6 protein-coding genes are annotated in these 12039 nt (G+C 63.8%); 3 read left to right on the top strand and 3 right to left on the bottom strand.

Features of this window, described 5'->3' with window-relative positions; all coding sequences use genetic code 11:
* Nucleotides 1-20: 20 nt before the first annotated feature.
* The 3 genes from ACIHAD_RS01800 to ACIHAD_RS01790 all read left to right on the top strand — a co-directional run bounded on the left by ACIHAD_RS01800 (nucleotide 21) and on the right by ACIHAD_RS01790 (nucleotide 2949).
* Nucleotides 21-1199, top strand: a complete 1179-nt coding sequence (locus tag ACIHAD_RS01800) for a DUF3631 domain-containing protein (RefSeq protein ID WP_397352406.1) — start codon at nucleotides 21-23, stop codon at nucleotides 1197-1199.
* A 175-nt stretch (nucleotides 1200-1374) separates the two neighbouring features.
* Complete coding sequence (locus ACIHAD_RS01795; RefSeq protein ID WP_138688512.1) at nucleotides 1375-1569, top strand: AlpA family transcriptional regulator; 195 nt, start codon at nucleotides 1375-1377, stop codon at nucleotides 1567-1569.
* A gap of 12 nt (nucleotides 1570-1581) precedes the next feature.
* Nucleotides 1582-2949, top strand: a complete 1368-nt coding sequence (locus ACIHAD_RS01790) for a tyrosine-type recombinase/integrase (protein WP_397352405.1) — start codon at nucleotides 1582-1584, stop codon at nucleotides 2947-2949.
* 121 nt (nucleotides 2950-3070) lie between these two features.
* Here the strand turns inward: ACIHAD_RS01790 and ACIHAD_RS01785 are convergent, their stop codons facing one another.
* From ACIHAD_RS01785 to ACIHAD_RS01775, 3 genes are read right to left on the bottom strand one after another with little or no spacing between them, the layout of a single operon-like run.
* Nucleotides 3071-5998: a hypothetical protein gene (locus tag ACIHAD_RS01785; RefSeq protein WP_397352404.1), complete on the bottom strand. Its 2928-nt coding sequence runs from the start codon at nucleotides 5996-5998 to the stop codon at nucleotides 3071-3073.
* Complete coding sequence (locus ACIHAD_RS01780; protein ID WP_397352403.1) at nucleotides 5995-8754, bottom strand: hypothetical protein; 2760 nt, start codon at nucleotides 8752-8754, stop codon at nucleotides 5995-5997. Before ACIHAD_RS01780 ends, ACIHAD_RS01785 begins: the two co-directional genes overlap by 4 nt.
* Nucleotides 8751-11960 carry a helicase-related protein gene (locus ACIHAD_RS01775; RefSeq protein ID WP_397352402.1) on the bottom strand — a complete coding sequence of 1070 codons (3210 nt, stop codon included), beginning with the start codon at nucleotides 11958-11960 and terminating at the stop codon, nucleotides 8751-8753. Before ACIHAD_RS01775 ends, ACIHAD_RS01780 begins: the two co-directional genes overlap by 4 nt.
* Between the last annotated feature and the right edge of the window lie 79 nt (nucleotides 11961-12039).

Below are 12039 nucleotides of genomic sequence, written 5' to 3'. Positions count from 1 at the left end.
CCAGTCAAGGAGCACCAGCCATGAACGACCGCACACCGACCGGCGCCGCCCTGCTCGATCGACTACGCGCCGCGCTCACCCGCTACGTGATCCTGCCGAGTTCCGAGGCGGCCGATGCCGTCACGCTGTGGATCGCCGCCACCCACGCGCAACCGGCTTGGGCGCACGCGCCACGGCTGGTCATCCGCGGGCCGGAGAAGCGCTGCGGCAAGTCCCGGCTCCTGGACGTGGTCGAGGCGACCTGCCACGAGCCGTTCATCACCGTCAACAGCTCCAGCGCCGCCGTCTATCGCTCCATCACCGAAGACCCACCGACCATGCTCGTGGACGAGGCCGACACCATCTTCGGCCCCAAGGCCGACGGCAACGAGGACCTTCGCGGCCTGCTCAACGCCGGCCACCAGCGCAACCGCCCGGCCAAGCGCTACGACGCCGCCACAAACCGCGTCGAGAGCATCCCAACCTTCGCCATGGCCGCACTAGCCGGCATTGGAGCAATGCCCGACACCATCGAAGATCGCGCCGTCGTCATCCGCATGCGCCGACGCGCCCCTGGCGAGAACGCCGCCCCGTACCGGCACCGACGTGATCGGCCCGCTCTCCGTGACCTTGCCTCTGCTCTGAATCTGTGGCTCCGCGCTGACCTGTCCGTCTTGGAAGCGGCAGAACCCAGCATGCCGGTAGAAGACCGCGCCGCCGACACCTGGGAGCCCCTCGTCATCGTCGCTGACCACGCGGGCGGAAGCTGGCCTGATCGCGCCCGTACCGCGACATTGACCCTCACCGCCGAGGCCGACGACAACGGCCAGACCTCGGCCCGAGTACGCCTGCTGGCCGCCTGCCGGGCCGCGTTCGGCACCGACACCGCACTACCTACCGCCATTTTGCTGGAGCGCCTCAAGACCGACCCTGAAAGCGAGTGGGCCGATCACGGTCCGGCCGGCCTGACGGCGATGAAGCTCGGCACGATGCTGCGCGAGTACGACATCCGCTCAGGCAACATCCGCTTTCCCAACGGTCAACAGGCCAAGGGCTACCAACGCGGCGACTTCGCCGACGCCTGGGCGCGCTACTGCCCCACCCTCGGACCCGTCCCAGAGGCCGACGTCGTACCGATCGAGAGAGAGGCCCGTCCCAGCCGTCCCAGCCTCGTCACCGCAGGTCAGAGCGGGACGGCTCCCATCGCCGGGACGGCATGACCCGTCCCACCCAATCAAGCCGTCCCAGGCCTGACCTGCAGAAATGACCCTGGGACGGCTGGGACGGCTCCCCCCTCCGGAACCGCCCACGACCACCCTCGGTGACCAGCCGCCAAGCACAACCGCCGAGGCATCACCCAGCACCGATCACGAGGCCCGAAAGGCAGTCACCACCATGACAACGCGTCCCAAGACCCTGCTCACCATCGCCGAGGTCCTCGACGAGATCGACGTCCCGAAGTCCACCTTCTACCGCTGGCTCAACACCGGCCGCGGACCGAGGTCCCTGAAGCTCCCCAACGGCAAGCGCAAGGTCCGCCGCTGCGACTTGGACGCCTGGCTCACCACCTTCGAGCAGACCGCAGCCTAGGAGGGGCAGCCCATGGAAACCCTCGACGTCGTCATCTGGACCATCCGGCAGCGCAAGGGCCGTGCCAAGCCGTACGAACTCCGCTGGAAGGTCGGCACGGAGCCCAAGTCCAAGTCGTTCCTGACCAAGGCGCTCGCCGACCACTTCCGCGCCGACCTGCTCAAGGCCGCGAAGAAGGGCGAACCCTTCGACACGGTCACCGGCCTGCCCGCTTCCATGACGAAGACCGCAGAAAAGGCCTCCCTGAGCTGGTACGACTTCTGCCGCAAGTACGTACGCATGCGCTGGAAGGGCGCCGCAGCCAAGACCCGCGAGAGCATCGTGGACAGCCTCACAGTGGCCACGTTCGCCTTCCTGATCGACGAGGCTTCCGACCTCTCCAAGAAGGAGATCAGAGCTGCAATGCAGTGGGCCCTCATCCCGCGCCAGGAGGGCGAGGCGGCCCCGCTCCACCTTGCAAACGCCGTACGCCTGCTCAGTAAGGGCACGCTCAATGTGAGCGACCTCGCAGACCCCATCGTGGCCCGCCACGTCTGCGAGGAACTCACCCTCACACGCGACGGCAAGCGAGCGGCCGCCGACACGACGGCCCGCCGACGCCGCGGTCTCAACACCGCTCTTGAATATGCAATCGACCTCGGCGAGCTGACCGAGAACCCGCTCAAGCGTGTCAAGCAGAAGAAAGTCGCCAGGGACAACAGCGTTGACCGGCGATGCGTGGTCAACCCCACCCAAGCCCGCGAACTTCTCGTAAGCCTCTCCTACGTCGGAAGCTGGCACCGTGGGAGAGGCCGCCGCCTGGTGGCGTTCTTCGCCACGCTGTACTTCGCCGGCCTCCGTCCCGCCGAGGCGATCGGACTTCGCAAGACCGACTGCCACCTGCCGGAGGAAGGGTGGGGACTGCTCACCCTCGAAATCACTCGTCCAAGCAGCGGCAAGCAGTGGACCGACAACGGAACTGTGCACGACCAGCGTGGGCTTAAGCAGCGGCAGGAACAAGACGTCCGGCCTGTGCCGATCCCGCCGGAGTTGGTTCGCATCCTGCGCATGCACCTTAAGGAGTTCGGCACCGCTCCAGATGGCCGGTTGTTCCGGAACGAGCGCGGTAGCGTTCTCGGCGCGTCTACCTACTCGCGTGCCTGGGAAGAGGCCCGCCGCCTTGCCTTGACCCCACAACAGGTCACCTCACCACTCGCCGGAAAGCCTTATGACCTGCGTCATGCTGCCCTGTCCACGTGGCTCAACGCCGGCGTTGATGCGACGGTAGTAGCGGAGCGTGCGGGCAACAGCGTGGAGGTCCTCCTCAAGCGGTACGCCAAGTGCCTCGATGGCCGCGACAGCCGAATCAACCGTCGGATCGAAGCCGCCCTTGAAACTTGATTGCCTTCTAAGGCCAAGACGTCCAGGGCCACACGCACCTGTCCAACTGCCGTCTTAAGATGCGTGGCCTGCGCGCCAGGCCACGCATCAGCGCCGGAATGCTTCACCGCTTAGCGTGGATCTAAAAATCGACTTCCTCTTCATCCCATATTGCCCTGGCCTCTGAAGCTCGCTCCGCGATCTCTGCTACTGCGGCTGGATTAGCAGTGAGATTCAGCTGGAGGTCCAAAAGTTGCAGGTCGCCCCCGACCTCCGGGTCAACGGCGTCGAGCACCGCCTGCAGGAGATTGGCCATGGAGCGCCGTACCTCTTGGTCGACCAGACTCCGGTTGGAAACCTCGAGTTGGTAACGGCGGTACTCAACAGTCGGAGTATCGCCCTCTGGTTCGTCATTGCCAGGAGGGGCGTCGGGACCAAGCTTGGGAGCAGGCCCAGGTGCAGGAGCAGGCTTCGGCTTATCTCCGCCGCCTCCAGGCATAGTCCCCGACGGGCCCTCGACAGGTGGGGCGCTGGACGCCTTGCGCAGCGAAAGATCCATCGAACCGATGGAGAGCTCGTCGGCAGACGAGATCCTCAGAACGGTGCCCTGGCCGTCTACGACCTCATAGGGGTCGACGCCGCTGAGGGTCTGGTAGATGGCCTGCCGGACGTCGGAAAGCGAGGGCACCATCGGGAAGGCCGGGTTCTTGTAGAACTGCTGGCCGATCTCCTTGAGGGTGAGCGCTCGGGGCATCCTGGAGAGAAGGGTCTTGAGGTAGTCGCCGGCGAGTTTACTTGGGTAGACGGCACGACCGAGGTCGACGACGAGCGCATCCCATACGTGACCGCCCTTGAGAGCGGTTTTCGTGTCGTCGTCGAAGCGGTGCCACTCGTCCTTGGTCTCGTCGTTCGTCCGTGTGAGGTAGGCGAAATGCTGGTAGGCCTTCAGCAGGTCGGCCTCAACGCGTTCGGTGGCGGAGCGTAGCTCAGTTTGAGCTTCGGCACGCTTGTCGTCCTCAGGGTCCAGTTGGGCGATGACTGCTCGCCATGCCAGAACCTCCACGGCGCGCTTGCGGACGGTTTCACGGCGCTGAGTGTTGACGCAGGCGACCGCGCAGGAAGCGGCGTTGTCCACCGGCAAGGCTTGGGTGCCGATGCCGAGGAGGGCGCTGACTTCAGCGCGGGTCGGGGTGTCGCGGCCGTTGTGCAGGGTCCAGCGGCGCGGGTCGAGGATCACCAGGCGGGTCTTTGCGTTCTGATCGACGTCGCTGAATATCTGCGATAGAGGTGCTGCGGCGACATCAGGCATGGTCACCGGGATGACCTGGTCGAAGTGCCCCGGATTTGCTTGGGCAATGGCTTTGGCTCTGTCCCAGATATATGAGTCACGATCAGCAGGCTGGACCGTGTTTCGCGCCTGCTTGTAAAACATGCGCAGGGTCTGGGCAACCGCCAGGTGGTATCGGGCGACGCCCCTGCCTAGGACAGTGTCGGTCACCTCCAGTGCGCCCAGCCCTTCCTCGTCGCTGATGAGGGCGTTGAACACCTCTTCAGCGGCCTGGAACGACACTCCCGGTCCGTAAACAGCGGCAAGCAGTTCGGGTTTGGTGGCGCCTCGCTTGGCCTGGGCGCGCGGTACGAGTGAGTAGCAGAATAAGGCGGACGCCATGCGTAACGCCGGGTGAGGCTGCCCGGCCTCTACGCCGCGGGCGGCGATCACCTCGTCGAGTTCACGAGCGCGGCCGTGACGACCGTCCTTGGTGATCACGTCGGTGGCAGCGACCTGGCGGTACCCCTGAACGGCGCGCTCGTTCCCGTGTAGGAGGCCCGAGGACAGGATGTGCTCGATGACGACATGCAGCGGCAGATCGCCGATGCCGATCAGGTCGGGGGCCCAGCGACCCGCCGCATGCTCGCGCATCCAGTAGTAGGCGGTCGCGGCGAAGATTTCCACGGTGGAACGCACTCGCTGGAACCCCGCGTGAGGGGACCAGTCGTCATGCACGAGTGCCATCAGATCTGGAGAGAACGGATAGCTCACGGCGAGTCGGTCCTGCAGAGTGGCAAGAGTGCGACGATTTCCGAGCCGCGTGAATACCTGATCTTGCCACGCCCCTTGCGCCGACGCTGTCCAGTGAGCGGCGAGCGCGTGAGCCGGGAGATTGCCAGCCGGTTCGAACAGCCGGCGCCGGATGATGGCGGAAAAATCCCCTGCCTCAGTAACCGAATCGCTGAGGCCGTTACGTTCCAACCGCTGCGCCACGTAGGCGCGCAGATCCTCGGCTTCCACGGTGTAACCGCGCTCGTCATAATCGGAGCGGATCATCACAACAACGAAAGCGACCTGGTCGACCTCGTCGACGGCGTCCATCAGGCTGTTCAGAAACGCCTTTTCGCTCGGCATGGAAGCGAGGTGCCGTTTATCGGACAGCAGCATGGCGTAGTCCATGAGCTCATCCAGAAGGATCAGCACGGGGCCGCTGCTGGCCGCCTGTAGAGCTCGGGCCAGGGCCGCCTTGTTCGGGCCTTCGGCCACGTGATGGTTGTAAAGGGCCTTGTCGCCGCGCAGCAGCGACCACAGGAACCGCTCGTGCAGGTTTGTGGCGGGGCCGAACTCCGGGCTGGTCACGCCTGGCGTCATGTTGTCGGCCGACAACACTACTGCGCGAGCGCCGGACAAGTCGATGGGCCCACCGAGGCGCTCGGCCTCGGTCTTTATTTGCTGGCCCAGCTCAGTGGTCAGGAAGGTCTCGGGGTCGTTTGCGAGGTGGTACAGGCCCACCAGGGCGTGGCTTTTACCTCCCCCCATACCCTGGTCGAGGTGAAACAGCGCCTTGGTACCACGCCTTCGCGTGCCGAGGCGACGGGCGACCGCCCCCATGAACTGTTTCAGCCGTTCTGTCGGCTCGGTGATCTCGGCGTAGTAGCCGCAGTCGGCGTAGGGCACATCGCGGTCGGTGTAGACCGCGCTGTACAGCGACATTTGCAGATCAGCGATCTGCCCCGCTGAGTTGGTGATCTCTTCGCGCAGGGTGAGCAGGTCGGCCCAATGCTTGTACGGGGGGGTCATCGGGTTTCCTCGATATCGAACAGAGTCGGTCGGCGATCGGGGTGCTCCTCTGCCAGCGCGTCGGCGATTCCGCGGGCGAGGTTCTTTATCGTGCTGGTATTGCGTTGTACGGCGGTCAGAGCTTTGGCGACGTTGTCGCTGGGCGGTAGCTGGGCGGCGAGATCTCCGATGACGGCCCACAGGTGTTCATCATCGACGGGACGCTCCCACTTGGCGAGGACGGCGGCCGCGGCCTCTGTGCCGCCCTCGGCGTACGCGCCGGCTATCGCTCGGGCAACGTCGAACTCCGCACTATCTGGTCCTACATGGGCTGGCGGCGAGAGCACCAGCTGAAACCCCTTGCTGGACTCGACTAGTAGATCGCCCCGCACGTCCTCGAGACGTAGACTGTCGACCTGAGCGAGGAAGCGGGCTTCGCCCTTTGGGACGATGGTGCGCCCATACATGCGCATCCAGAACACCGCGAATCTGGTGATTGCATCAAAGGTCTCGATAGGAATGTTGTCCAAGCGGAGCGCGGTCGCTTCGCGAACGCTGCGGCGGGCCAGCGTGAGGTATCGCTCTAGCGACGCCAGTTCCCCGTCGGGCTTGATCACCTTGGAGTAGCGGCCGTATACCTCCATAGCCGGTCCGTAGGCAGCCATCATCTGGTCGCCGAGCGCCAGGTCCTCTTTTCTCCAGCCCTGAACCCTGTCTCTGATTGCGTCGGCAACTTCCTTGTCGACCTGCGCTGCGGTGGCGGGCTCCCGATCTGCAGGGGCAACGCGGCACCCGATGGTGACAGTGACCTTGATGGAGGCCACTCCGGTGTTAGCGGACTCTGTGCGACTCGGCCAGGAACTGGTGACGACGAATCCCGCCTCGTGAAGGGCTGCCAGCAGGCGTTTCCAAGCGTCAGGGTCAGAGTGACCGAAGACGACGACAAGATGTCCATCGGGGCGAAGTACTCGAAGGCATTCTCCGAATGCCTTCGATAGAGAGTCTTCGTAGAAATCCTTGTCGTGGCGCACTCGACCTGGCTCATGAACTCGTCGGACGATAATTTCGTCATTCTTGTTCTGCAGACCATCCTTGGTGCTCACGGCCTTGCGGCCGAAAAGGTCTGGTTCGCTGTCAAACAAGGTCCTCTTCAACCAGACGTGCATGAGATCGGACACATCCGCATACTCGATCATGTCGTAATATGGAGGATCGGTGACAATTGCGTCAACGCTATTGTCTCGATACGGAAGTGCCATTGCGTCTGCCTGGCGGAACCTGGCAGCCGACCCGCGGAGGTTTTGCACATGGGTCAGATAAGGGCGCAATCCGGTTTGGCTAACGGATGTCCATGTTCCCGGCCCGGTTCCAGGACCGGTTTCCACCCAGTCGAACTGGAAGTTCAGGGCAGCCTCGTTTGCAAAAAGGTCAGATACCTTGACCCCGTTATGGGCGGATCCATCCTGTTTCCCCATGGCCTGGACACGACACCCGCGGGTGGAGTACCGCAGTCGCCGGATTAGTGTCGCTCCAGCGAACGCAGCGAGCGCACGTGCATAATCCGGCGAAAGGCCAGCCGCGACGGCTTCAAGCTTGCATTCATGAATTGCCCGGGCGGTCTCGGCAAACTGAAGCGCTTGGCGATCGACCATGAGTTCGCCGAAGGTTCGGTACCCATATCCACTAGCCATAACGGTGTGAACGTTTCCTGCAGGGATACGTTCGTCGGGGACAGCGCTCAGCGTGCCAAATCCCTCAAGGGCTGACAGATTTACAGAATAAGCGGCTACCCGCTCTTCTGGACGCAGTTCTCTGAATACACGTTTCGCTTTGCCTTCAGTATCAATTGCTAGAAGTATTTCATCACGATACTCGCCTGCGAACCCCTTGGCCTTGACTGTTTCTAGGCTGTGTACATGACCGCAAGGAAAAGGGCATCGGGCGCTCTTTCCTTTACGCTTCCTTCCATCGCCCAGGTCCGTAGACGAGTAAGTGGGAGCCTGATTGGTCTGGCCTGCGATTGCCTCTACTCGCCAGCTATCGCCGTCTATGACCAGTCGAAGCGATTGGCCGAGATCGCTCGTCTTCGAATAAGGGTTGCGCAAGATCATACTACCCAGCAAAGGAAAGCGGCGGCCACATCCATCACACGGAATGCTGATCGCCCAAAGATATCCCCAGGGGAAAGACCCGTCAGCATTCCTGGGATAATGGGGCTCGACGGCAACTCGTACTCGACGGCCGATCTCAGCAAGCAGCATTTCAAGATCGGAAACGAGCCGAGGTCGCTCATCTATTGCGAAGAGCGACTGGTCCGCATACTTGCCGGACATCCAGGGCAACGGGGGTTCGGATGACCAGTCGCGCAGAGGGTAGTCGGCGAGAATCCTGCCCGCCAGGGTGGCCACCGGACTGAGGTCCGTTCCGACAGCAGTAGCCCCGAGTCGGGCTGCCTCTAATGCAATCATGCCGCGTCCGGAGAACACGTCGAGGACCACCGGCCGCCCATCGGGGTACGAGGCGTTGACGATGTCGGCTAGCTTGTCGATTGCACTGCGATCACCCCTGATGGCAGCGTCGACCAAAGAGTGGACTCCCTCCTCGTCTGGAAGGAGGGCTGTCGCCACAGCCGCCCGGGCTTGGGCGATGGGCCGTGAAGCGAACCATGTGAAGATGGCCTTTTCGTTTTGGCCTGAGCCAGCGCTGTTGCCGCAGGCCTCGTCGACCGCCGTGCAGGGGAACCAAGTGTCGATGAGTTTGCGCTCGGCGGCGGTCATGGGGTCTCCATCAGACGGCGGAGTTGGGATACGGGGATCTTGAAACGCTGGATGACTTTGGGCCCTGTGAGGGTGCCGGCGGGGTCTTGGCAACGGATCATGACCTTGGGGCCGGTTGCGCAGTACAGCACGACGTACAGCCAATAGTCGGACCCGCGTTGCTGGGCTTGTGCCCATTCGTGCTGCTCAAGAACGACAGGGCGAATGTCGGAGGCGAAGCCTTTGACCTCTATGAGGCGCTGGTCTGTGGTGCCGGGTTTGCGAGCGAGCAGGTCGTAGCCGAGTCCTGCCGTTTGCCGGTCGTCGACCAGCCAGCCGAGTCCTTCCAGTTCGGCGACGACCTTAGCTATAGCGACCTTCTCAGAGTCGGGGTCGCGGCCCATCTCGTCGGCTCTGAGTCCGCCGGAGACTTGGATCCAGCCCAGCAGGTTCGGGTTGGTGTGTGTGACCTCGTCGACGAGGTCGAGATGGGCGAGCCGGTCCGCCTTGAGCTTGTCGAATTGTGCGAGTGCTTCTCGTCTGGCTTTGGCTTCGAGGCTGCGGACCTGTCGCTTGTAGCGGCGTTCGATGTCGTTGATGTCCGTGCGGGTTTTGGCGGTGATGGCGCGCTGCTGTTGCTCGACGTGGGCTGCTTCGGCGGCCACTGCGGCGCGAGCTGCTTCATCAGCCTCGACGCGTGCGGCGGGTAAGGGTGTTGTGGGCCGTGCCGAGGCGATCGTGAGGTTCATGACCGACTCCCAGGCGGTGGGGAACGCGCCAGCTCCGGAGTAGCGGATGAGGAACGGCACAGTGCGGCGGGTGCGGCGGAGTCCGTCGTGGTGTTCGAGTGCGGCGGTGTAGACGAACAAGGTGTAGGCGGTGAGGGAGGCGAGGTCGACGGCCGCGGCGCCGGCGAGTAAGTCGCCTTCGCAGTGACGTATGGCGCGCTCGACCAGTTCTTGGAACGGTTCTTCGGTGGGGCCGAAGACGACGACGTCCGCAGCGCGCATGAACTGTTCTTCCTGCGCTTTGGCGACTGCGGCGGCGTCGGCGGCGATGAGGCACTCGCGGGTGCCGCCGAACGATTCGGGCAAAGGGGCGTCGTTAGCGCGCAGCATTCGGATGCCGGAGGTGGGGCCGGTGGCGACGGTCCAGCCTTCGACCACTGCGGCCTGGTCGATGAACGCCGACACGATGACCGGGTTGATCGCTTGCAACCGGTCGGCTGCCAGTCGCTGTATCGCCTCGCCGGTGTTGACGGGGGTCTTTAACCGGTCCTCATCGGCGACGATCTCCCGTGCGCGTTCGACGAGGGTCTGGGCGTCGGGGACGGCGGCGAGGACCTGCCCGACAGAGCCGGGTGTTCTGTGGGCGGCGGCCATTGCGGCACCGAAGTCGAACCCTGCCCGGTCGACGGTGGCGTCGAGCAGATCGTATAGGCGGCCGTCCAGGGCGTTGGAGGCGGCGGTCAGGTTGTCGAGCATGACTTGTTGGACGCGACCCTCGCGGGTCTCGGGCGCGACGAGATGGTAGACGGATACGTCACGCTGCTGACCGATGCGGTGCAGGCGGCCAGCGCGTTGTTCGAGGCGGACCAGGCTCCAGGGGATGTCCCAGTCGATCATCACGTGGGCGGATTGCAGGTCGATGCCTTCGCCGCCAGCATCGGTGGAGACCAGCACCTGGAAGCGGTTGCTGAGAAACCGCATCTGCATGTCCTCTCGACCACGCTGGTCCACGCTGCCGTCGAGGACTTCGGTACTGAAACCGGCGGCGCGGAACAGGTCAGCCAGCCAGCGCGCAGTGTCGGTGAATTCGGTGAAGACGAGCAATTGCCCGGCGGTCGGCACGATGTCGTGGTGGGCCATGATCTTCTCGGTCATCTGCCATTTCGCTGGAGCGTCCTTGGAGGTCAAGGCGTGCTCCAGCTGGCCGATCACGGCTTTGACCGCCTCCAGTTCGGCTCGGCGGTCGTTACTGCGGGCCTGGAGGACGGCCTCCTCTGCATCTCGCCATGCCTCGTCGGAATCTAGGTCGGCGCGGGTAAAGTCGGCGCTGTCGAATCCTTCGGGTGGGAGTGAAGCGACGCGACCGGCTTGGCTGCCAGACAGGGCGGTCCTGCGGCGACGCAACGTTTCAAGGGCGGCAGTGATCGATGATGCGGCGCGCTTGCCGTAGATGGAACGTGCCAGAACCGAGTCGGAGGAGTACCAGGTGTCGACGTAGGTCATCACCGCCTGGTAGGCGTCGTCCTCCGCAGGAGTGAGATCGACGGGGCGGGTCTCGGCGTAGCGTGCGGGGAAGAGCCGTTCGCCGTCTAGGTCTCGAAGGTCTTCCTTCATGCGCCGAAGGAAGTTGTCCCGGCCGGGGCGCAGGGCGGTGTCGTAGTCCTTCGCGGAGCCGTCCCATGGGTAGATCGCCGGGTCGAGGAGGTTGAGCAGAGCTCGGAAGAAGTGCTCCTTGCCGCGGTGGGGGGTCGCGGTCAGCAGAAGCAGGTGGTGGGTGGCGTCGGCCAGTTGCCGTGCTGTGCCCAGGTGCTGGGAGGTGGGTGTCAGCCGGTGTGCCTCGTCGAACACGGTCAGGGACCAGGATGCGCGGCTGCCGACAATTTTGCGGCGAACGTCGGGGTTGTAGGTGTACAGGTCGAGGGAGACGACCCATACGTCCACGTCGTCGCGCAGGTCGAGTGGATCTCTGCCGATTTCGGGGGTGATCCGGTGGGCGTTGATGCCGAAGAAACGTTCCAGCTCTCGGATCCATTTGCCTACGAGGTGGGCGGGGACAATGATGATGGTCTTGCCGGGAATTAGCCCTCGTCGGCGCCCTTCTGCCAAATACATGCCGGTCATCAGCGTTTTGCCGGTTCCGGGTTCATCCGCCAGCAGGAACCTCAGTCGTGGCTGCGACAGCATTACCCCGAACACAGCATCGTCCTGGTGGGCGTAGGGCCGCAGGGGGCGCGTCGCGAGCACAGCAGATCGGATGCGGGGGATCGCCCAGCGCATCCACTGTGCCCACACCGCAGTGATTGCTCGCTGACTGTCGCCGCTGCCGTCCGACGCTGGCACCTTGCATGCAGCTACGTCTCCGGAGCGGACAAAGCGCTCGAGTAATCCCCGAGTGGGGGACTTGATGATGCACTCAAAGCCCATGCGGGTCGGCGTCGCAGCCATGACAGTGACCAGCTCGCCATCGATAATGAGCCGGTCATCCTTGGCTATCTCCACCCGGAGTCATCCTCCTGTGCTTACTGCGCTCAAGCCTTGAAAGATCTCAGTTTTCCATACGATGCCCCACCTGTCGCCG

Origin of the sequence: Nonomuraea sp. NPDC052265, assembly GCF_044547985.1 — a bacterium.
GTDB lineage: Bacteria > Actinomycetota > Actinomycetes > Streptosporangiales > Streptosporangiaceae > Nonomuraea.
This window is presented reverse-complemented; position numbering and strand designations above follow the sequence as displayed.